Origin of the sequence: Plantactinospora sp. B24E8, assembly GCF_039871735.1 — a bacterium.
Lineage (GTDB): Bacteria > Actinomycetota > Actinomycetes > Mycobacteriales > Micromonosporaceae > Plantactinospora.
Genome location: NZ_JBDPMH010000003.1, coordinates 276,166 through 297,579, shown reverse-complemented (window position 1 = coordinate 297,579; position 21,414 = coordinate 276,166). Strand labels below are relative to the sequence as shown.

20 protein-coding genes and 1 tRNA gene are annotated in these 21,414 nt (G+C 73.6%); 11 read left to right on the top strand and 10 right to left on the bottom strand.

Annotated features, from left to right (window positions below):
• Positions 1–190: 190 nt before the first annotated feature.
• The 3 genes from ABGB21_RS07495 to ABGB21_RS07485 all read right to left on the bottom strand — a co-directional run bounded on the left by ABGB21_RS07495 (position 191) and on the right by ABGB21_RS07485 (position 4,640).
• Entirely contained in the window at positions 191–1,861 is a 1,671-nt protein-coding gene (locus ABGB21_RS07495; protein ID WP_347676999.1) for a hypothetical protein, read from the bottom strand.
• 154 nt (positions 1,862–2,015) lie between these two features.
• Entirely contained in the window at positions 2,016–2,768 is a 753-nt protein-coding gene (locus tag ABGB21_RS07490) for a YcnI family protein (RefSeq protein WP_347676997.1), read from the bottom strand.
• A 12-nt stretch (positions 2,769–2,780) separates the two neighbouring features.
• Positions 2,781–4,640 (bottom strand): copper resistance protein CopC, encoded by a 1,860-nt coding sequence (locus tag ABGB21_RS07485; protein WP_347676995.1) that lies wholly within the window; start codon positions 4,638–4,640, stop codon positions 2,781–2,783.
• 290 nt (positions 4,641–4,930) lie between these two features.
• Here ABGB21_RS07485 and ABGB21_RS07480 point away from each other — a divergent pair, with 290 nt between their 5' ends.
• The 3 genes from ABGB21_RS07480 to ABGB21_RS07470 are packed head-to-tail and all read left to right on the top strand — an operon-like array spanning position 4,931 to position 7,529.
• Complete coding sequence (locus tag ABGB21_RS07480; protein ID WP_347655430.1) at positions 4,931–5,524, top strand: MauE/DoxX family redox-associated membrane protein; 594 nt, start codon at positions 4,931–4,933, stop codon at positions 5,522–5,524.
• Positions 5,521–6,375, top strand: coding sequence for a thioredoxin domain-containing protein (locus ABGB21_RS07475; protein WP_347676993.1), 855 nt, complete (start codon positions 5,521–5,523; stop codon positions 6,373–6,375). The genes ABGB21_RS07480 and ABGB21_RS07475 overlap by 4 nt, the downstream gene beginning before the upstream one ends.
• Positions 6,372–7,529 (top strand): hypothetical protein, encoded by a 1,158-nt coding sequence (locus ABGB21_RS07470; RefSeq protein WP_347676991.1) that lies wholly within the window; start codon positions 6,372–6,374, stop codon positions 7,527–7,529. The genes ABGB21_RS07475 and ABGB21_RS07470 overlap by 4 nt, the downstream gene beginning before the upstream one ends.
• A gap of 21 nt (positions 7,530–7,550) precedes the next feature.
• Here the strand turns inward: ABGB21_RS07470 and ABGB21_RS07465 are convergent, their stop codons facing one another.
• Genes ABGB21_RS07465 through ABGB21_RS07450 form a run of 4 tightly spaced genes read right to left on the bottom strand, consistent with a single transcriptional unit; the run spans position 7,551 to position 10,336 of the window.
• Positions 7,551–8,351 (bottom strand): ATP-binding cassette domain-containing protein, encoded by an 801-nt coding sequence (locus tag ABGB21_RS07465; protein ID WP_347655358.1) that lies wholly within the window; start codon positions 8,349–8,351, stop codon positions 7,551–7,553.
• Positions 8,348–9,118, bottom strand: coding sequence for a cobalt ECF transporter T component CbiQ (gene cbiQ, locus ABGB21_RS07460; RefSeq protein WP_347676989.1), 771 nt, complete (start codon positions 9,116–9,118; stop codon positions 8,348–8,350). The genes ABGB21_RS07465 and cbiQ overlap by 4 nt, the downstream gene beginning before the upstream one ends.
• Before the next feature lie 19 nt (positions 9,119–9,137).
• Positions 9,138–9,554, bottom strand: coding sequence for a PDGLE domain-containing protein (locus tag ABGB21_RS07455; protein ID WP_347655360.1), 417 nt, complete (start codon positions 9,552–9,554; stop codon positions 9,138–9,140).
• Positions 9,555–9,577: 23 nt separating this feature from the next.
• Positions 9,578–10,336 (bottom strand): energy-coupling factor ABC transporter permease, encoded by a 759-nt coding sequence (locus ABGB21_RS07450; protein WP_347676987.1) that lies wholly within the window; start codon positions 10,334–10,336, stop codon positions 9,578–9,580.
• Between the two features lie 137 nt (positions 10,337–10,473).
• Between ABGB21_RS07450 and bcp the strand changes: the two genes are divergently transcribed.
• The 4 genes from bcp to ABGB21_RS07430 all read left to right on the top strand — a co-directional run bounded on the left by bcp (position 10,474) and on the right by ABGB21_RS07430 (position 13,104).
• Positions 10,474–10,950, top strand: coding sequence for a thioredoxin-dependent thiol peroxidase (gene bcp, locus ABGB21_RS07445; RefSeq protein ID WP_347655362.1), 477 nt, complete (start codon positions 10,474–10,476; stop codon positions 10,948–10,950).
• Positions 10,951–11,073: 123 nt separating this feature from the next.
• Positions 11,074–12,327, top strand: a complete 1,254-nt coding sequence (locus tag ABGB21_RS07440; RefSeq protein WP_347676985.1) for a low temperature requirement protein A — start codon at positions 11,074–11,076, stop codon at positions 12,325–12,327.
• Positions 12,328–12,414: 87 nt separating this feature from the next.
• Positions 12,415–12,495, top strand: a tRNA-Leu gene (locus tag ABGB21_RS07435).
• 84 nt (positions 12,496–12,579) lie between these two features.
• The gene (locus ABGB21_RS07430; RefSeq protein ID WP_347655364.1) at positions 12,580–13,104 is read left to right on the top strand and encodes a GNAT family N-acetyltransferase; all 525 of its coding nucleotides are present in this window, start codon (positions 12,580–12,582) and stop codon (positions 13,102–13,104) included.
• Between the two features lie 31 nt (positions 13,105–13,135).
• Here ABGB21_RS07430 and ABGB21_RS07425 read toward each other — a convergent pair whose 3' ends face one another.
• The 3 genes from ABGB21_RS07425 to ABGB21_RS07415 all read right to left on the bottom strand — a co-directional run bounded on the left by ABGB21_RS07425 (position 13,136) and on the right by ABGB21_RS07415 (position 16,096).
• Positions 13,136–14,221 (bottom strand): expansin EXLX1 family cellulose-binding protein, encoded by a 1,086-nt coding sequence (locus ABGB21_RS07425; protein ID WP_347676983.1) that lies wholly within the window; start codon positions 14,219–14,221, stop codon positions 13,136–13,138.
• A gap of 97 nt (positions 14,222–14,318) precedes the next feature.
• Positions 14,319–15,158 carry an MOSC N-terminal beta barrel domain-containing protein gene (locus ABGB21_RS07420; protein ID WP_347655366.1) on the bottom strand — a complete coding sequence of 280 codons (840 nt, stop codon included), beginning with the start codon at positions 15,156–15,158 and terminating at the stop codon, positions 14,319–14,321.
• A 104-nt stretch (positions 15,159–15,262) separates the two neighbouring features.
• The gene (locus tag ABGB21_RS07415; RefSeq protein WP_347655367.1) at positions 15,263–16,096 is read right to left on the bottom strand and encodes a class I SAM-dependent methyltransferase; all 834 of its coding nucleotides are present in this window, start codon (positions 16,094–16,096) and stop codon (positions 15,263–15,265) included.
• Positions 16,097–16,164: 68 nt separating this feature from the next.
• Here ABGB21_RS07415 and ABGB21_RS07410 point away from each other — a divergent pair, with 68 nt between their 5' ends.
• The 4 genes from ABGB21_RS07410 to ABGB21_RS07395 all read left to right on the top strand — a co-directional run bounded on the left by ABGB21_RS07410 (position 16,165) and on the right by ABGB21_RS07395 (position 21,397).
• Positions 16,165–17,031, top strand: a complete 867-nt coding sequence (locus tag ABGB21_RS07410; protein WP_347655368.1) for a MurR/RpiR family transcriptional regulator — start codon at positions 16,165–16,167, stop codon at positions 17,029–17,031.
• Positions 17,032–17,106: 75 nt separating this feature from the next.
• Positions 17,107–18,756, top strand: a complete 1,650-nt coding sequence (hutU, locus tag ABGB21_RS07405; protein WP_347676981.1) for a urocanate hydratase — start codon at positions 17,107–17,109, stop codon at positions 18,754–18,756.
• A gap of 11 nt (positions 18,757–18,767) precedes the next feature.
• Complete coding sequence (locus tag ABGB21_RS07400) at positions 18,768–20,069, top strand: allantoate amidohydrolase (RefSeq protein ID WP_347676979.1); 1,302 nt, start codon at positions 18,768–18,770, stop codon at positions 20,067–20,069.
• The gene (locus ABGB21_RS07395; protein ID WP_347655371.1) at positions 20,066–21,397 is read left to right on the top strand and encodes a formimidoylglutamate deiminase; all 1,332 of its coding nucleotides are present in this window, start codon (positions 20,066–20,068) and stop codon (positions 21,395–21,397) included. The genes ABGB21_RS07400 and ABGB21_RS07395 overlap by 4 nt, the downstream gene beginning before the upstream one ends.
• Positions 21,398–21,414: the final 17 nt, after the last annotated feature.

The window sequence follows — 21,414 nt, the reverse complement described above, 5'->3', positions numbered from 1 at the left end:
CGGCAGCGCGGGGGGCCACTCGCGTCCCGCCCCCGGAGCGGCCGTGCCACCCGCCGGGGATCGTCCGGCGGGGCCGGGTTCCGGCCGGCGGGGCGTCTGGTCCGGCCGGCGGGACCCCGCTCGCCGCGCCACGCCGCTACGTGACGTGCGAGTCGGGCGTGTACCCGGCCCGGAACGGTGGCCGCGACGCTCAGTGGGTTGGCGTCGGTCGCCGGATCACCTCGGGGAGTCGGTCGTCGTGCTCGTCGAGTTCCGGCTCTGCCGGGTGGGGTCGCGACGCCGTACCCCGAGCGGGCACCTGACCTGCCGTCGGGTCGGACTGGCGCAGCGTGAGGTCGGATTGCCGGACTGTCGGGTCCAGTTGGCGCAGTGTGGGGTTGGGATAGCCCTTCCCCGCATTCACCGGCGATCGGCCCGATCGGGGCTGGTTCAGGTCGTAGCGGCCCGCCGGGACGGCCGTCCGGAGGCGGGCTGCCGCGGCCGGCACCGGGGCGGCCGGCCGGGGTGGGGTCGGGATCGGTGGCGTCGGCAGCGGCGGGGTCGGTGAGGGGGCCGGCACCGGGGCGGGTGGTGGGGCGGGCATCGGCGCCGGCGCGGGGGCGGGGGCCGGGGCCGGGGCCGGGGCCGGGGCGCGCCCGGAGTCGACCCGCACCACCTCGGATCCACGTACCGGCGACGCGGGACCCGTGGTGCCCGTCGGCCGCACCAGGTCCGCCAGCGTCGCGGGCCGCGCCGAGGCTCCGACACCGGACACCGGGACGGTCGTACCCGTGGTCTCCAGGTTGGTCGTGACCTGCGGGGTAGCCGTCATCCGGCGTACCGATTCTGGTCGGGCGGCCGGGACCGTGGCAGCCGGGACCGTGGCAGCCGGGACCGTGGCAGCCGGGACCGTGGCAGCCGAGGCCGAGACCGTGGCGGGCTGGGCGGTGGCGGACGGCACGGAGGTGTACTGCGGCTCGGCCTCGCCGGATCGGCGCGACTTCCGACCGAGGGCGTTCAGGGCGGTGACGCCGAGCCGGGCCGCGAACGCGGGAACCTGCTCAGGCTCGACGACAAAGACCACCTCACGGGGGCGGACCGGTCGGGCCAGCAGGCCGACGCCCAGCAGGGCCAGCAGACCACCGGCGACGAGCAGCGCCCAGGTGGCCTGGTCGAGCCAGCCGGGACGGATCTCGGTCCGCAGGTCGGCCGCGATTCCGGGCCGCGCGTCGGGACGCATCACCACCAGGCTTAGCCGATGCCCGCGTACGTCGTCGGGGCTGAGATCCAGCACCCCCACCCCCTGCCGGATCCAGAGGCTCTGTTCTCCCGGCCGCCCCACCCCGGACTGCGCCGACGGCACCTCCCCCGACGGGCGCTCCGCCGACGGGCGTTCGGTGGCGGACCGTCCGTCCCCGGGCGGCTGCCCGGAGCCGGTGGACGATCCACCAGTCACCCGTCGGACCGGGGCCGACGATCCCTGGGCGGCGGCGGTGGGCGCCTCGGCCGGGCTGACCTGCACCGGCAGCACCCCTCTGGTCACGCTGACCCGGTCGACCCGGGCGTACGGGACCTCGGAGAGGTAGGTCCGGACCTCGGCCGCCGGCGCCAACCCGATGAACGCCGGATCGGAACCGTCACGGGCGACAACCCGCAACCCGGTCCGGCCGGCGGTGACGAAGGGCGCGTCCCGGTCCAGCAGCACGGCCAGGTCCGGTACGACAACCGCGTACCCCTCGGTGCCGACCCGCTCCAACGGGCCACCGAACCCGCCGTTCGGACCGCGCTGCTGGCCCACCGTCCACAGTGCAACGCCGGCGAGCAGCACCGGCAGTCCGATCGTGACCAGAAGCAAACCTGCGGCGAGCCGTACGAACCGCATCCGCGCATCTCCCTCGTGGGTCGGTGTACCCACCGACCCGGGGGGCCGGAGTACTCGCCGACCATACCGAGTGAAATCGCTCCAACACGGATTATTGCCTGAAAACGCCGCTGGCCCGCCGGCAACTGCCGACGGGCCAGCGACGTACCTCTGCTCAGCTGGTCGGCGGAGTGGTCACCCGGCGGGTGCGGACCAGGGCCAGGCCGCCCAGTGCCAGACCGGCGAGTCCGGCGACCAGCCCGGCGATGCCGAGCGCCAGGGCGCCCGAGTCACCGTCGTCTTCGGACGAGGCGGCACTGTTCGACCCGGGTGCCTGGGCGGGCGGGCTGGCCGGGGCCGCGCCACCCTCCGGAGCCGCCGGAGCCAACGCCAGCACCGGCGCCGGGTCGTTCTCCGGCTCCGCACCGTCCGCCGCCGGCGGTTCGATCCAGCGCGCCACGTTGCCGTCCGAGTAGTGCTGGAGCACCCGGAACACCATCCGGTCCTTCTCCGGCAGCGGACCCATCGAGACCGGGAACTCCTGGAACTCACCCGGCTTGATCCCGGCGTTCGCCGACGCGGTCCAGGTGATCTTTGATACCACCTCGGTGACCTGGCTGCCGTGCACCTCCAGGGGCGGGTTGACCGTGCGCCTCTCGATCGCCACCGTCCACCCCGGCACGGGCATGGTGGAGACCGACGCCACCGGCGCGTCGTCCGGCATCGTCACCTCCAGCTTGACCGTGGACGCGGTGTCACTCTCGGTCGGCACCCGGAAGGCGAGCCGGCCGTAGCCGCCCTGGGTCGCCTCCCGGGGGTTCACCGTGACGTGCGCGGACGCCGGCGCGGCCAGCCCGAACACGCCGACCGCGGTGGCACCGAGAACGAGGGCGACGGCGGTGGACGCCGCCCGACGGTGACGGATCATGGGGGTACCTTTCTAGGTGATCGGCACGGCGCTGGTCACCGTGGCCTGGTCGATGTCCGAGAGCCGGACGGTGAAACTGAGCTGCCAGTTGCCCGCCGACGGCAGGCTGATCTCACCGGTGGCGTGACTGTCGGTGAGCGGCAGCAGCGGAATCTCGATCGGTTCGATGCCCTTCTCCGGCAGGGCGGCGGTGGCCCGCCACTCGACCACCGGCAGCGGCTTGTTGTCCAGGGTGTACGCGTACAGGTGCACCGAGTTGCCGCCCCGCTTCGCCGGGTCTATCTCGACCTGCAGCGAGTACAGGGAACTGGTCAGCGTCGTGCTGTAGTAGGCGGCGGTGCCGTTCGTGCCGTAGCCCTCGGCGGTCCGGGCGGGCGGGGTCTGCACCAGGACGGCGGAGATCGCCAGTACGACCGCGGTGATGGCCAACTCCACCCAGACCGCCCGCCGGATTCGCGTCGTCCCGACCGACGGGCCGGCGGCAGTGCCGGCGGCGGCTCCTGCGCCGGACGGAACCGTGGCCGGTTCCGGCTCCTGCGCCGCGCCGTCCGGCTCCGCGCTCTCCGCCAGCTCCCCGGCGTCCTCGTCCTCGTCGAGGCGCCCGTCCCCGTCGTCGGCCCCCTCCTCGTCCAGAAACCGACGACGTACCAGTTGCCGGGAGTACGCGGCGGCCGCGATGACCAGCACGAAAAGGACGATCTTGGCGATCAGCAGCCGGCCGTAGGTGGTCGAGACCAGCGCGCTCGGCGTACCGACCTCGATCAACGCCTGCACCACACCCGCCAGCAGCAGCGCGGAGACCGCGAGGGTGGCCCAGCGGGACCAGACCGGAAGGATCGCGTCGAGTTCCCGCTCGGTCGCCCGGCGGAGCAGGAAGCCCACGAGCATGACCAGGCCACCGAGCCAGACCGCCATGCCGGCCAGGTGCGCGGCGTCGACGACCACCGAGACCGCCGGCACCGGCGAGGCGCTGGCGTGCCCGGCGATCGGCCAGGTGAACAGGCCGGCCACCCCGAGGACGACCAGCAGGATCTGGTCGCCGCGACCGGCCCGCCCGGTGACCAGGGGCCGGACCAGGATCGCCGTCGCCGCCAGGATCCCCAACCGGACCAGGTGCGCCGCGCCGAACGTGCTGCCGAGCACGTCGCCGAGGGCGCTGCCGCTGACCGCGAAGAGCCCGCCACCGCCGGTGTACGGCACCTGGAGCCAGATCGCGCCGACCGTGGAGAGCGCGACCAGTCCGATCCCGGCCCAGATCAGCCGCGCCGGGCCGGCCCGGTCCAGACGTCGGGGCCAGAGCAGGCTGAGCACCAGCACCGGGCCGATCAGCAGGAGCAGTCCGGCGTACCCGAGGAACTTGGCGACCCGGACCGCGACGCCCACCGTCGGATGGACCTCGTCGGCGCCGCTGTCGGTCGGCGGTGTCGACGGAGCGCCGACCGAATAGGTGTACGCCCCGGCGACCGGATGGCTGTCCGCCGAGATCACCCGGTAGCTCACCAGGTACGTCCCGCGTGGCCCGCCGGGGTCGACCGGGATGGTGACGACGGCGCCGTTGAAGGTCGGCTTGCCCCGGTTGACCCGACTGCCGTCCGGACCGAGCACGCGGATCTTGTCCGCCACCTCGCGGACGCCCTCGCTGAACGTGAGCACCACCTCGGTCGGGGCGCTGCCCAGCACCGACTCGGCGGCCGGACTGCTGCTCACCAGTACGGCGTGTGCGCTGGCCGGGGTGGCCGGGCCGAACAGCAGGGCGAGCCAGGCCAGCAGCAGGCCGAGGCCGGCGCCGATCCGGGTCAACGGGCGGCCGGGTTCACCACCGGTCCGGTGGCGGCGACCCGCGACATTCCGAGGGGGATTCGCAGCAGTCATGCCGGACATGGTGGCCGACCGGGCCCGCCCCGCGCGACCTCCGGTCACGTGGCCCCGCTCCCACCGCTGGTCCAGTCCCCTGCCACGTAGCAATGGTCGGCATCCCCGGCGGAAAAGTTCCCGTTGTGATACGTCCCACCGGGTCGGTCGTGGTCAACCCGGTCTGCCGGTCAATGCTCCCGTGTCGCCGAGATTGTCCGCGTACCGTAAGTGAGCGTGATCCCACCGTACGCAATGCCATGGACGACACTCCGGCCGGCCGGAACCGTGCCGCCGAGCACGACGACACAATGACCGTGACCGAACGGACCGCAGGAGACATCCGGGCCCCGGGGCGCAGCCGCTGGCTCGTCGTCCGGCCCTGGCTCGGCACCGCCGCCCGACTGGGGCTCGCCGCGGTGTGGCTGGTGGCCGGCGGCTCCAAGATCGGTGATCTGGCCGCCTCCGGGCGGGCGGTCAACGCCTACCAGATCTTCCCGTACGACCTGGCGGTGGTGATCGGCGCGGCCCTGCCGTTCGTCGAGATCGCCCTCGGGGTGATCCTGCTGCTCGGCCTCGCCACCCGGCTGGCCGCCGGGATCTCCGCGGTGCTGCTGGTGGTCTTCGTCGCCGGCATCGCCTCGGCCTGGGCACGCGGGCTCTCCATCGACTGCGGCTGCTTCGGCAGCGGCGGCAACCTCGCCGCCGGCCAGGATCCGACGTACGGCACCGAGGTCCTCCGGGACGTCGGCTTCCTGGTGCTCGCCGGGTTCCTCCTCGCCTGGCCCCGGACGCCCTTCTCGGTCGACGGCGTGCTCAGGGACCGGTGGGAAGAGCCGGACGACGACCCGGCGGAGACGGCGGACGACGACCCGCCGGCGGATACGGAGGGGCAGCGGAGATGAACAACAGGAAGGGTCGCCGCCGGCCCACCCGGCCGGGAGAGCCCGGCCCGGGTCGGGCCGAGGAGGCGCGGGCCGGCCGGAACGGGGAGTCGCGGACCCCACGGAACGGGGAGTCGCGGGCCGCCCGCGGCGGGGAGTCCCGCCCCGGCCGGGCGGACAGCCGGCCGGCCCGGGTGGTACGCGAGCAGCGGGCCCGGGAACGACGCCGCCGCCGGACCCTCTGGGCCTCGATCGGCGCGGTGGTGGTGCTGGTCGCCGCCGGCCTGATCGGCTGGGCCGTCTCGGCCAGCAAGGACGCCGGCGACTTCACCCCGCCCGGCGGCGCCAACCCGGAGGGCACCGGCATCGTGTTCGGCACGGGGCCGGTCAACATCGACGTCTACGCGGACTTCATCTGCCCCTTCTGCAAGCAGTTCGAGCAGCAGGCCGGCGGCACCCTGGACCAGCTCGTCGCACAGGGCAAGGCCCGGATCACGTACCACCCGGTCGCGTTCCTCAACCGCTTCTCCAGCACCGACTACTCGACCCGGTCCTCCGCCGCCTCCGGCTGCGCCGCGCAGAGCGGCAAGTTCCGGGAGTACTCCCGGGCGCTCTTCGACCGGCAGCCGCCGGAGGGCAGTGCCGGGCTGAGTGACACCCAACTCGTCGACGTGGCCGTCGGGGTGGGTCTGGCCAGGGACAGTTTTGCCAACTGCGTCCGAGAGAATACGTTCAAGAAATGGACCGACCACGTGACCGAGGAGGCGAGCCGGGCGGGCATCAACGGCACCCCGACGGTCCTGGTCAACGGCAAGCAGGTGCAGGCGAGCGCCGAGGCGGTCACCGCGGCGGTGACCGCGGCCGGCGAATGACGGACCGGGTGGCGTACCAGCGGGGCGGGCACCGGCGGATGACGTACCGGCGGATGCTGCTGGCGGTCGTCGCCGGCCTGCTCGGGGCGTTGGCCACCGCCGCGCCGGCCGCCGCGCACGCCGCCGACACCCCGGACGGCAGCAACTACGCCAGCGCCGTGCGCGGCCTCACCCCGGCTGTGCCGGGCCTGCGGGTACGCCTGGTCGAGGGCGGTGCCCGGCTGGAACTGGAGAACCGGACCGGCCGGACGATCGAGGTGCTCGGCTACGCCGGTGAGCCGTACCTGGAGGTCCGGTCCGACGGCGTCTACGAGAACGGCAACTCCCCGGCGACATACCTCAACCGGACGCTGGCCGGCGAGACACCGCCGATTGGCACCGACCCGACCCGGCCGCCGCAGTGGCGCCGGATCGGCACCGAGCCGGTCGTCCGCTGGCACGACCAGCGCACCCGCTGGCTGGAGGACGGGCCGCCGGCGCGGGTCGCCGCCGCCCCGGACCGGCCACAGCGGGTACGGGACTGGACCGTGCCACTGCGCGACGGCGGCACGACGGTGCAGGTACGGGGCACCCTCGACTGGGTTCCGCCCCCGGACCCGCTGCCCTGGTGGGCCGGGGTCGTCTTCGGGGCACTCGTGGTCGGTGGACTCGGGCTGCTCCCCCGGGCATCCCGGCCCGGTCGACGGGCCACCGTCGTACTGGCCGGGGTGGCCGGCACCGGTGGGCTCGCCGCGCTGGCCTACGCGCTGGCCCGGGGTGCCGACGCCGGGTTCGGCGGGATGCTGGCCGGGCTGGTCACGAACCAGCTCTGGCCGACCCTCACCGGGGTGGCGGCGCTCGTCACGGCGGTCCACGTCCTGACCCGGCAGCGACCGGCCGCCGACTTCGTGCTGACCCTGGCCGGGACCTGCCTGGCCCTGTTCGCCGGGGTGACGAACGCCTCGGTCTTCCTCCGTTCGGTGCTTCCGGTGCCGTGGCCGGCGGGGTACGCCCGGGTGCTGGTCGCGATCGTGCTCGCGGCCGGGTTCGGGCTGGCGGCCGCCGGCGCGCTGCGGCTGCACACCGCCGCCCGGCACGGTCGGCCGGTCCCGCCCACCCGGGCCCGCTGGTCGGCCGGCACCGGCCTGGAGGGTGAACCGGCCGGCCGGCGTTAGGACGGAAGCCGGCCTGACGGCTCAGCCCTGGGCGGCGAGCTGGCGGGCGGCCAGGGTCGGGTCGAAGCCGTACGGCAGCTCCAGCCGGTGCCGGGCGAGCAGTTCCTGGTCGGTGAGCAGGTCGACGGTGGTCCCGTCGGCGACGATCCGTCCGGCGTCCAGGATCACCGACCGGTCACAGAGTTCCAGGGCGTACGGCAGGTCGTGGGTGACCATCAGCAGAGTCACCGGCAGCCGGCGCAGGATCGCGGCCAGTTCCCGCCGGGCGGCCGGGTCGAGGTTCGACGAGGGTTCGTCGAGGACCAGGATCTCCGGGTGCATGGCGAGTACGGTCGCCACCGCCACCCGGCGGCGCTGCCCGAACGACAGGTGCTGCGGTGCCCGGTCCCGGTGCTCGGTCATGCCGACCGCGTCCAGCGCCTCGACGACCCGGGCCTCCAGTTCGGCGCCGCGCAGCCCGAGGTTCGCCGGGCCGAACGCCACGTCCTCGGCGACGGTCGGCAGGAAGAGTTGGTCGTCGGGGTCCTGGAAGACGATGCCGACCCGGCGGCGGATCTCGGCGAGGGTGGCCCGGTCCCGGTCCACGGTGAGCCCGCCGACGGTGACCGTGCCGGCGCCGCCGGAGAGGATCCCGTTGAGGTGCAGCACCAGGGTGGTCTTGCCGGCCCCGTTCGGGCCGAGCAGCGCCAGCCGCCCGCCCCGGGGCACGGTCAGGTCGACCCCGCGCAGCGCGACGTGTCCGTCGGGGTAGCTGTAGTGCACCCCGCGTACGTCGAGGGAGGGCGGGTCGGCGGCGGGGAGGCTGTCCACGTACCCGATCATCCCAGCACCAGGGCGGTGGCGGCGATGCCGGTCGCGGCGAGCGGCACCGTCGCCGCGACCAGCCAGTGCCGTACCGTCGCCGCGCCGGCGGTCCGCCAGGCGGCGGGCATCCGGCCCTGGTAGCCACGGGCGACCATGGCCAGGTAGACCCGCTCGCCGCGTTCGAACGCGCGGAGGAAGAGGGCGCCGACGCCGACGGCGAAGCCGCGCAACTGCCAGACGAACCGCGGGTCGTCGCCCCGGGAGATCCGGGCGACCCGCATCCGCCGGGCCTCACCGACGAGGACGTCGAGGTAGCGCAGCATGAAGGTGGCGATCTGGGTGATGATCTGCGGGCAGTGCAACCGGTCCAGCCCGAGGAGCAGGTCCCGCATCGTGGTGGTCCCGGCCAGCAGCAGCGAGGCGAGGACCCCGAGGGTGCCCTTGGCCAGGATGTTCCAGCCGCCGTACAGCCCGTCGACGGAGAGCTCCAGGCCGAGCCAGACGACCCGTTCACCGTGTCCGAGGAACGGCAGCGCGAACGCGAAGACGACAAACGGCAGCTCGATCAGGGCCCGGCTGAGCAGCCAGCGCAGGCCGATCCGGGCCAGCGCGGCGACCAGCAGGACCAGTACGGCGTACCCGCCGAACGCCCAGAACGCCTCCCGGGGGGTGGCGACCACGGCGATGCTGAAGAGCACCATCGCCGTGATCTTGACCTCGGGCGGGAGCCGGTGCACCGGCGACGTCCGGTCCCGGTAGAGGACGTGCGCGTGACCGGCACCCATCTGAGGCGAACTCCTTCGGCTACCGCGCGCCGTCGACCGGCGCGGGGACGGACCCGGCGGGCTGTCCGGCCGCCGGCTCGTCGCTGACCGGTCCCCCGCCACCGGTACGCCGGCGGGCCAGCCAGAACAGCCCGCCGCCGACGGCGAAGGTGAGCAGGACGCCGAGCACCCCGGACAGGCCGGTGGAGAGGAACGTGTTGTCGATTCCGCGTACCCCGTAGTCGGCCAGCGGCGAGTCGGCCAGTTCGTGGTCTCTGGTCTCCTGAGCCGGGCAGCTGCCGCCGATGATGTTGTCGTCGGCGTCGAAGGTGCAGCCCTGCCGCAGCGACGAGTCGAGCCCGTCGGGGTGGCTGGAGGCGAAGTTGCTCACCACTCCGGCGAGCAGCAGGGCCACCAGCAGCCCGCCGAGAATGAAGGCACCGGTCCGCCGGGTCATCCGTCCTCCTCCGCCGCTCGCGATCACCGTGTCGGGGCTTGCGTTCGCCGGGGTCGCCGCGCGGCCCACCGGAGACCTCCGGCGGCCGGCACCGGGGCGGCGGCGGGGGTACGCAGACCGCGCAGCGCGTACACCAGGTCGGGGCGGACCTTCGCCACGGTCACCACGGTGGTCGCGGTGATCAGGCCCTCGCCGATGCCGATCAGCAGGTGGGCGACGGCCATCGTGCCGGCCAGGCCGCCGAGGCTGCTGCCCACGTCGGTGGTGCCGCCGAGCCAGTACTGCAGGACGAAGCCCTGCGAGGCGATCAGCACGCTGACCACCGAGGCGACGAAGGCGGTGGCCGCGAGTCCGCCGGGGTTGCGGGGCAGGACCCGCAGCAGGAGCGCGATCAGCAGGTATCCGACCGCCGTACCGATGACCGCCATGTTGGTGATGTTGAGGCCGAGCATGGCGACGCCGCCGTCCCCGAAAACCAGCGCCTGGACGATCAGCACCACGGCGACGCAGAGCGCACCGACCCAGGGGCCGACCAGCATCGCGGCAAGCGCGCCGCCGAGCAGGTGGCCGCTGACCGCGCCGGTGAAGATCGGAAAGTTGAGCATCTGCACGGCGAAGATGAACGCGGCGACCAGACCGGCCATCGGCGCCAGCCGGTCGTCCAGGTCCTGCCGGCCGCGGGCCACGCAGAACGCCAGTGCCGCCAGGGCGAACGCCGCGAACGCCGCCGCCACGGGACCGTTGATGATCCCGTTCGAGATGTGCATCGCCAGGGTCTCCACGCCACCTCCTCCAGCCAGGGCGGGTCCCGCCCACTCGGCCGGCTCAGCCTATGGGCAAGGTGATGTTGTTGCCAAGGATTGGCAAGAGCTGTACGCCAAGCGCAACCTCGGGTATACCTGGCGCTAGGGTCGGGTCCATGACCTCGCCAACCCGTCTCGACGCCGGCGACACCGCGCCGGACTTCGCGCTCCCCACCGACACCGGCACCACGCTCACCCTCAAGGAGCTGCGTGGCCGCAAGGTGATCCTGTACGCGTACCCGGCCGCGATGACCCCGGGTTGCACCAAGCAGGCGTGTGACTTCCGTGACTCGCTGGCCTCGCTGCAGGTCGCCGGCTACGAGGTGGTCGGCATCTCCCCGGACAAGCCGGAGCGGCTGGCGAAGTTCCGGGAGCGGGACGCGATCACCTTCCCGCTGGTGTCCGACGCCGACAAGGCGGTGCTCACCGCGTACGGGGCGTACGGGGAGAAGCAGTCGTACGGTCGCACGGTCACCGGCGTGATCCGGTCGACGTTTGTCATCGACGAGGAGGGGCGGATCGAGCGGGCGCTCTACAACGTCAAGGCCACCGGCCACGTCGCGAAGCTCCGCCGCGACCTGGGCCTGGACTGAGCCGACCCCGGGAAGCCGACCTGAGGAAGTCGGCCCGGGGCCGGACCGAGGAAGGCCAGCCGAGGCCGGGGCTTCCCGCGATCAGGCCCCGGCCGGTACCCGCCGATCGGATGATGGTCGGTGGTGGCCGAAGACGACGCGGGAACCGGCGCCGCCCGGAAGCGGCGTCACCCCGGGCTGTCCGGGATCGCCCACCTGCTCCGGATAGCGACCGAGGGCCCGGCCGGGCAGGGCGGGGAACGGCACGCGACCTGGCTCGAACTCTTCTTCGACCTGGTCTTCGCGCTGCTGCTCACCTCGGTCGCGGCCCGGCTCGGCGACCCCGCCGAGCCGTCCCTGAACCGGCTCGCCAGCACGTTCGCGATCTTCCTGCTCGCCGAGTGGATCTGGTACACCCAGGCCTTCTACGACAACCGCTTCGACCCGGACGACACACCACACCGGATCCTCGTCCTGACGGCGGCGGCCGGGGTGGGCGTGCTCGGCCTCGGTGCCCACGACGTACCCGACGGGCTGCTCTTTCCGCTCGGTTACCTGGCTGTGCGGGCCATGCTGCTGCTGATGTACCTGCGGGTGCTCGCCAGCCGGCCCGGATCCCGTCAGGTGGCCGGCGTCTACCTGACCGGTTTCGGGTTCGGCTGGCTGTGCTGGCTCGGCTCGCTCGCGGTCGACCCGGCGGTCCGCCCGGTGCTGTGGATCACCGGGCTGGTCGGCGAGTTCGCCGCCCTGTGGCTGGGCCGACGCTGGCTGGCCCGTAGTCCGGTGCACGCCGGGCACCTGCCCGAACGGATCGGGCAACTCCTGATCATTCTGCTCGGCGCCATGCTGACCACCGTGCTCGGTCGGGTGCCGCTGCCCGACCCGCCGGTCCGGGCACTGCTCGCGGCGGCGGCCGCCTTCGTGGTGTCGGTCTGTTTCTGGTGGACCTACACCAGTTTCCTGGCCGCCGGTCTGCCCATCCGACGCCGGCTCGGCAGCGGTCAGGTCTACGGCCTCATCCACGTACCGGCCGGGATCGCGGTCCTCTTCCTCGGCTGGACGTCGGGTCAGGTCGTGGCGCAGATCACGCAGGATGCCGGGCGACTGCCCGGCATCCTGCGTGCGGTCCTGGCCGGGTCACTCGTGATCTGGATGCTCACCGGGGTCGTCCTGCAGTGGTTCCTCCTCGGTGCGGTGCCCCGGGCCCGGGCGGTGGCCACCGCACTCGGGGTCGTGCTGGTCGCCGGGGTCGCCGCCGGGTCGGTCGTCCCGGCCGTGACGCTGGCCCTGACCACCGCGATCATGATCGGTTACTCGATCACGGTGAACGCGCAGCTGGCCCGGTCCGGCACCGGCAACACCGGCCACCCGACGTCCGCGCAGCCCGAGACGCCGTAGCTGCCGGCGGGGCCGGGAGCCGGCCGGAACCGGTGACTCGGGCGGGTTGCCAACGGGTGCGCGTTGTCGGTCTAGACTCACGTCCGAGCGGGAGTGGTGTAATGGCAGCCACGCAGGATTTAGGTTCCTGTGCCTTCGGGCGTAGGGGTTCGACTCCCCTCTCCCGCACCGAACACGTCGGCGCCTGTTAGCGCCGTCACGACGATGCCGGCCGGATCGGCGGACGGGTCGACACCGACGAGGATCAGCCGGGTGGGCATCCGCTTCGTGGTCGATCCTCCCCTCACCGCCGAACTCCGTGACCAGATCGTCACGCTCTGGACCGCGGTGACCAACGCCGGCGGCGCCGTCGGCTTCGTCGGCCCGGTCACCGAGGACGACGTACGTCCGCTCGCGCTCACCACCCTCGCGGAGGCGGGGAACGGCCCGGACCGGCTGTTGGTCGGGTACGAGGAGGACGGGCGGCCGGTCGCGATGCTCTTCCTCACCGACAACCGCTTCCGGCTCAAGGCACACTGGGGTGTGCTCAAGCGGGTGATGGTGCACCCCGACCGGCAGGGGTACGGCCACGGCGCCGCGCTGATGCGACACGCCGAACAGGTCGCCCGGGAACTCGGCTGGGCGGCACTGCACCTGACCGTACGCGGCGGTACCGGCATCGAGAAGTTCTACCAGCGGCTCGGCTACCAGGAGGTCGGCCGACTCCCCGGCGCGCTCCGGCTCGGCCCCGACGACGACCGCGACGAGATCCTGATGTGGCTGCCGCTCGGCCGCTGAGTCGCCGGTCCGCCGGGGGCGAACCCGGCCGCTACCGGCAGGGCGCACCGCCGCCCGCCGCGGCACCGACCACGGGTGCGGTGGCGGTTCCCGGTGCCGGGGTGTTCGGCGTCGGCGGGGTCGGTGACCCGGCTGTGCCGGGGCCGGCGCTGGTGGAGGCCGACGGGGTCGGGGTGGGGCCGGTACCGTCGCCGTACAGCCGGACGCGGCTGCGCTGCTGCTTTCGGGGCTCGAGCGTGATGCCGGTGGCCACCGCCTGGTTACCGTGCACGTCGGTGACCCGGATCTCGTACGGCCCCTTGCCGAGCCCGCCGTCGATCACCCAGTAGTTGTCGGGCTGCCGCTTCGCGTTCCGCCACCCGGCACCGGCCCGGCGTACGGCCACCGACTTCAGCGGGTTGCCGTGGTTGCCCACCTGCACGGCGAACCAGTACTGCGAGGCGCCGCCCTTGACCCGGAAGGTGAGCGGACCGGAGACCGGCGGGTCCACCACGAGCCGGTAGGACACCGACACGATGCCCTGGGAAAGGTCGGCGATCTTCTTGAACGCCTGCTTGGACAGGTCGATCTTGTTGCCGGTACAGCCGGCGCAGCGGTCCAGCACCATCACCCGTACCGTGCCCTTCGGGCCGGTGACGTCGAGAAAACTGCCACAGGCGGCCGATCCGGCGTACCTGGTGGAGCCCACCGCGGCGTAGAGCCGGTTGGCCGGCGGGCCGGGGAAGGAACAGTTGCCGCCCGAGTTGCCACCGTCGTAGTGCGACGCCTTTCCCTTGTAGACCCTGCCGCTGGTCGGCGGGGCGGCGAGCGCGACGGGTGGAGCGGCAAGCGCGGCCGGCGGGGCTGCGAGCGCGGCCGGTTCGCCGACCGGGGCGGCGGGCCGGCCGGGGACCGGGACGGCGGCGGCGCAGGCGGCGGACTCGCCGGAGACCCAGAACAGGACAACGCCGAGGACCGCGGCGAGCAGGGCCGCCCCGCCGCCGGCGAGCCACCGACCCGACCATCGGCGTCGGCCCGCCACCCCACCCGGTCGTGCCGCCGCTGCCGGTTCCGGCGCACCGCCAGGCTCGCGGACGGAACTGGGACGGGTGTGGTCGGGGATCTCCGGGTCGATCATCCGGGCATGTTGCCGGAGTGCCCTCGACGTGCGCAACACGCCACCTCTCCGGCGGGCCGCTGGCCGGGTTGGTGACCGCCGCCGAGGTGTTGTCGAGTTAGTCGGGGAGCAGCTCGACCGGGTCGCCGACGGTGACCGTGTCGCCGGTGCCGGGAAGGTCGAGCAGCGGTACCAGGTTCTGCCCGAAGAGCAGCTTCCGGTTGACGTTGCGGTGCCGGCCGAGGGTGCGCAGCGGCTCGTGGCCGCGTACCCCGGTCTCCTGGTCGGTGGTGGTGACCAGGCAGCGGCCGCACGGCTTGGCGACCCGGAAGACCACCGGGCCGATCCGCAGCCGCCGGCCGGTCCAGTCGTCCTCGGCCCACGGCGTCGCCCCGCCGACCACCAGGTTGGGCCGGAACCGGGTCATCGGCAGCGGCCCCTCCGGGCTGCCGGCCTCGAGCAGCCACTCGTTGACCGCGTCCAGCGAGGCCCGGTTGGCCAGCAGCAACGGGTACCCGTCGGCGAAGGTGACCCGGTCGGCGGACTCGACACCGGCGCTGTCCGGGATCGGCCGCCCGACCGGGTCGGCCTGCCAGACCAGGCGTACCTTCCGGTCGAGGACCCGGGACAGCCAGTCGTTCGCCGCCGGGTCCGCGACCCGGCCCGGCGCGGCCGGCTGGTTCGTGAAGACCCGTACCTCGACCGGTTCGCCGTCGGTCGGTTCGGCGACCTCGGTCGCGGCCCAGCCGGCGGCACGGAGGCGGAGCCCGCCCGGCGTCGGCTCGGGGTGTACGGCGGTCAGCGTGGGCAGTTGGCGCTGGGTGACCCCGACGCCCTCGTCGTCCACGATCATCCACCGCCGGTCACCGGCCAGGCCCCACGGCTCGACCCGCGCCGCGTCGTGCTCGATCCGGCGACACCCCTTGACCGGGTACGTCTGCACCGAAGCCAATCGCATGCGCCAACGGTGCCACACCGGCCCTCACCGGCAGTAGCCGGTTTCCGGGGAGCCGCCGCCGTCGCGGTGCCGGTCCCCGACCCGCTCGGCCGGCTCTGCCCCGGCTACCAGGCCAGGCCGATGCCGTCGCCGGGATACCAGTGCCGGGCGGGGGTCTCCCGGTAGGCGAGGAACCGGCGGCCGGTCTTCTCGGCGTGCTCGGCCAGCACGTTGGTGACCGTGACGTTGTCGGTCAGCAGCCGGGCGCCCGGGGCGAGCTTCGGCTCCACGGTCTGGAACTCCCGCCGTTCGTGGCCGGTGCTGTGGTTGCTGTCGTGCAGGAAGAGGTCGACCGGACGGTCCAGCGCCCTGATCGAGGCGATCGAGTCGCCGATCACCAGGTCGACCACGGTCGACCAGGGCTCGGCCTTCGCCAGGTAGCCGGCCTCCGGGTTGATGTCCAACGAGGTGACCCGGCCGGGGTCGCCCTCGGCCGCGTTGCGGAGCAGGGCCGAGGCGATCACACAGGTGCCGAGCCCCTTGTCGACGCCGGTCTCCACGACGTGCTTCGGCCGGGTGGCCCGGACGATCGCGTACCAGCCGATCCGGCGGGCGTACCGGACGTGGCGGTCGGCCAGACCACGGCGGTCGGCGGCGGCGGTGGCCCGCTGGATGTGCTGGCGCAGCGTGTCGTCGTGCTCGATCTCGTCGAGGTACGCCCGCACCTGCTTGATCGGCACGTCGCAGGTGACGCTGACGAACCAGGCCAGGTGTTCCCGGCTGAGTCTGGTCAGGTCGTAGGTGTAGTTGTGGTGCTCCCGGGAGGTGAAGAGCCACTTCGCCGAGACGGTGAGCACCCGGGCGTCGTGCCGGGCGACCCGCAGGAACCGCTTGGGAAAGGTCGCGACGGGGGCGAGCCGGGTCCGGGCGATCGCGCGCCGGAGCTTCGTAGCATCCACCCCGATGGTTTTATCACGTCCCCGGCGCCCTGTTGCCTACTGAATTATTTTATGCATACAGTCTTGTTGTGAATGACAGCGCTGTCATCGCGGCGCCGACCACGGACCGCGTACTCGATCTCTTCCAGGGCATCCGGTTGACGCCGACCCAGCGGCGGATCGCGCACAGCCTGGTCCAGAACGCCGCCTCCGCGGCCTACCTCTCCGCCGCCGAGGTCGCCGAACTCGCCAAGGTCAGCCAGCCCTCGGTGACCCGGTTCGCGATGGCCCTCGGCTACGACGGCTACCCCGCGCTGCGCCGGCGGCTCCGGGAGATCGCCGCCGCCGGGCACAGCCGACCCGATCCGGAGAAGCCGGTCGGCAACGAGATGCAGCGGGCGGTCCGGGCCGAGGCGCACAACCTCGACAAACTCGCTGAGCAGCTCGCCGACCGGGACGGGGTGACCACCGCCGGCACCCTGCTCGCCAACAGCCGGCCACTCGTCGTCCTCGGACTGCGCGCCGCCGCCCCGCTGGCCGCGTACTTCGCCTACTTCGCGGCGAAGGTGCACCCCGACGTACGGGTCCTGGACTCCGGCGGCAGCCTGCTGACCGACCGGCTCGAACAGGCCCGTACGGCCGGCGCCTCCGCCGTACTCGCGATCGTCCTCCCCCGCTATCCCCGCGAGGTGCTGGACGCCCTCGCCGAGGCCCGGGCGATGGGCATGTCGGTCGTGGTGATCACCGACTCGGCGGTCAGCCCGGCCGCCGAACACGCCCACATCGTGCTGCCGGCCGCGGTCGGCGCCCAACTCGTCTTCGACCTGCACACCGCGCCGATGGCGATGTCGATGGTGCTGCTGCAGGCGCTCTGCGACGCCGCGCCGGCCGACGCCCAGCGCCGACTGGAGGAATTCGAACAGTCCGCCGCCCGCCGACAGCTCTTCGTCGGGTAGCGCCGCCCGCCGAACCGTCGGACAGCACCGGGGCCGACCGCCACCGCCGAACCACCACCACAGAACGGAGTTTCCATGCCCGAGCCGATCCGCGCAGCCCGTGGCACCACCCGGACCGCCGCCGGGTGGCCGCAGGAGGCCGCGCTGCGGATGCTCATGAACAACCTCGACCCCGAGGTCGCCGAGCGCCCCGACGACCTCGTCGTGTACGGCGGAACCGGCCGGGCGGCCCGGGACTGGCCGTCGTACCAGGCCCTGGTCCGGACCCTGACCACGCTCGCCGACGACGAGACCATGCTGGTCCAGTCGGGCCGGCCGGTCGGGGTGCTGCGGACCCACGAGTGGGCGCCCCGGGTGCTGATCGCCAACTCCAACCTGGTCGGCGACTGGGCGACCTGGCCCGAGTTCCGCCGCCTCGAGCAGCTCGGCCTCACCATGTACGGCCAGATGACCGCCGGCTCCTGGATCTACATCGGCACCCAGGGCATCCTGCAGGGCACGTACGAGACCTTCGCCGCCGTCGCCGCCAAGAGGTTCGGCGGTTCGCTGGCCGGCACCCTGACCCTGACCGCCGGCTGCGGCGGCATGGGCGGGGCGCAGCCGCTCGCGGTGACCATGAACGGCGGGGTCTGCCTGATCGTCGACGTCGACCCGGAACGGCTGGCCCGCCGGGTCGCCACCCGCTACCTGGACACCGTCGCCGACTCGCTCGACGAGGCGGTCGAGACGGCCCTGGCCGCGAAGCGGGAGCGCCGGGCGCTCTCGGTCGGCGTGGTCGGCAACGCCGCCACCGTCTTTCCCGAGCTGCTCCGCCGGGGCGTCGAGATCGACATCGTCACCGACCAGACCAGTGCCCACGACCCGCTGTCGTACGTCCCGGACGGGGTCGACCTGGCCGACGCCGCCGACCTGGCCCGCAGCAAGCCGGCCGAGTACACCGAGCGGGCCCGGGCCTCGATGGTCGCCCACGTCGCCGCGATGGTCGGCTTCCAGGACAACGGCGCCGAGGTCTTCGACTACGGCAACTCGATCCGGGGCGAGGCGCAGCTCGGCGGCTACGACCGGGCGTTCGCCTTCCCGGGCTTCGTACCGGCGTACATCCGGCCGCTGTTCAGCGAGGGCAGGGGCCCGTTCCGGTGGGCGGCGCTGAGCGGCGACCCGGCCGACATCGCCGCCACCGACCGGGCGATCCTGGACCTCTTCCCGGAGAACGAGTCGCTGGCCCGGTGGATCCGGCTGGCCGGCGAACGGGTCGCCTTCCAGGGCCTGCCGGCCCGGATCTGCTGGCTCGGCCACGGCGAACGGCACCTGGCCGGCGTCCGTTTCAACGACATGGTCGCCAGCGGCGAACTGGCCGCCCCGGTCGTCATCGGCCGCGACCACCTGGACGCCGGCTCGGTCGCCTCCCCCTACCGGGAAACCGAGGCGATGGCCGACGGCTCCGACGCCATCGCCGACTGGCCGCTGCTGAACGCCCTGGTCAACACGGCCAGCGGCGCCTCCTGGGTCAGCATCCACCACGGCGGCGGGGTCGGCATCGGCCGCTCCATCCACGCCGGCCAGGTCACCGTCGCCGACGGCACCCCGCTCGCCGGCCAGAAGATCGAACGGGTGCTGAGCAACGACCCGGCGACCGGCGTGCTCCGGCACGTCGACGCCGGCTACCCGGAGGCGGCCGAGGCCGCCCGCCGAGGCGACCTCCGCATCCCGATGGCCGAAGTGTGAGGAAGGGCGCCTTGTTCGCGGATTCCGTTGGGGAAGGACTCCTTCCCGACCCCCCGGACGCGGGCCAGTTCCGCCAGCTCTGGGACGAGCTCGCGCCGATCGGCCGTGACCCGGGCACCGGCGGCTACCTCCGGTACGGCTTCACCGGGCCGGTACGTCACCTGGAGCAGTGGTTCCGGTCCACCGCCGTCGCCTTCGGCGCGCACACCGTCACCGAGGACGGCAACGGCAACCTGATCGCCTGGTACGGGCCGCCGCCGGACCAGGGTCACGCCGTCCTGCTCGGCAGCCACTTCGACTCCGTCCCGTACGGCGGCGGCTACGACGGACCGCTCGGCATCGTCAGCGCCCTGCTCGCCGTCCGGGCGGTGCTGCGGCGGGGACCCGGGTTCCGCCGCCCGGTCGGCGTGGTGGTCTTCGCCGAGGAGGAGGGCTCCCGGTTCGGCGTACCCTGCCTCGGCTCGCGGCTGCTGACCGGCGCGCTCGACCCGGACCGGGCGGCGACGTTGACCGACCGGGACGGGGTCAGCCTCGCCGAGGCGCTCGGTGACCGACCGGTCGGGAAACGCCCCGAACTCCTCGCCCGGGTCGACGCGTTCGTCGAGCTGCACATCGAGCAGGGCCGGGCGCTTGTCGACCTCGACGCCCCGGTCGGGGTGGCGAGCGGCATCTGGCCACACGGCCGCTGGCGGCTGGACTTCACCGGCGAGGCGAACCACGCCGGCACCACCCGGATGGCGGACCGCCGTGACCCGATGCTGACGTACGCCTTCACGGTGCTGGCGGCGAACAAGGAGGCCCGGCTGCGCGGCGCCCACGCCACGATCGGCCGGGTCGAGGTGGAGCCGAACGCGACGAACGCCGTACCGGCCCGGGTCCGGGGCTGGCTGGACGCCCGGGCCGCCGAGGTGGAGACCCTGGACGCGCTGGTCGAGGCGGTACGCGCCAAGGCCGCCGACCGGGCCGCCCGGGACGGTACGACGCTGACCGTGACCCGGGAGTCGCTCAGTCCGCTTGTCGAGTTCGACGCCGCGTTGAGCACGTCGGTGCGGCGGGTGTACGCCGACACGGTGCCGGTGCTGCCGACCGCCGCCGGCCACGACGCCGGGATCCTCGCCGGGCACCTGCCGACCGCGATGCTCTTCGTACGGAACCCGACCGGGGTGTCGCACTCGCCGGCCGAGGCGGCCACCGACGACGACTGCGCCGCCGGGATCCGACACCTCGCCGACCTGCTCGCCGACCTCGCCGGCGAATCCGGCCCGGCCGGCGACTCCGCCCCCACCGGCACGACCGATCCGGTCGCCGGATGAGCCGGGCCCGGTTCCACGCCGAGTACGCCTGGCTGCCGGACCGGGCGGAGCCGGACGCGGACGTGCTGATCGAGGTCGCCGACGGCCGGTTCACCCGGATCGTCCCGCGCGAACCGGCCCCGCCGGACGCCCGCCGACTGCCCGGGCTGACCCTGCCCGGGCTGGCCAACGCCCACTCGCACGCCTTCCACCGGGCGCTGCGTGGGCGGGCCCAGGGCGGACGCGGTGACTTCTGGAGCTGGCGCGAGACGATGTACGCGGTCGCCGGGCGGCTGGACCCGGACAGCTACCTGGCGCTGGCCCGGGCCACGTACGCCGAGATGGCGCTGGCCGGGATCACCTGCGTCGGCGAGTTCCACTACCTGCACCACCGCCCGGACGGGGGCCGCTACCACGATCCGAACGTGATGGGTACGGCGCTGGTCGAGGCCGCCGCCCAGGCCGGGATCCGGCTCACCCTGCTGGACACCTGCTACCTGACCGCGACCGTGGACGGGCAGCCGCTGGCCGGCCCACAGCGGCGGTTCGGCGACGGAGACGCGGCCCGCTGGGCGGAGCGGGCCGCCGCGTTCACCCCCGAGGGCCGGCACGTCCGGGTCGGTGCGGCGGTCCACTCCGTCCGGGCGGTCCCCGCCGGGCAGCTGCCGACGGTGGTCGGCTGGGCGGACGAGCGCGGCGAGCCGCTGCACGTGCACCTGTCGGAGCAGCCGGCGGAGAACGAGGCGTGTCTGGCGTACCACGGCAGGACCCCGACCGGGTTGCTGGCCGACGCGGGCGCGCTCGGCCCGGCCACGACGGCGGTGCACGCCACCCACCTGACCGACGCCGACCGCAAGCTGCTCGGCGACAGCCGGACCGGGGTCTGCCTCTGCCCGACCACCGAACGGGACCTGGCCGACGGGATCGGCCCGGCCCGCGACCTGGCCGACGCCGGCTGCCCGATCAGTCTCGGCAGCGACAGCCACGCGGTGATCGACCTGTTCGAGGAGGCCCGGGCGGTGGAGTTGGACGAACGGTTGGCGACCCGGGCGCGCGGCCACTTCACCGCCGCCGAGTTGCGGCACGCCGCGTCCGCCGCCGGGCATGCCGCGTTGGGCTGGTCGGACGCCGGCGCGCTCAGCGTCGGCGCCCGTGCCGACCTGGTCACCGTCCGGCTGGACAGTCCGCGTACCGCCGGGGTGCCGCCGGTCGGCGTGTTCTTCGCGGCGACCGCCGCCGAGGTGACCGACGTCCTGGTGGACGGTCGGGTGGTGGTCCGGGACGGCCGGCACGCGACGATCGACGTACCGGCCGCGCTGACCGCGGCGATCGAGGCGGTGACAGCGTGAGCGAGCGTAGCGAGCGA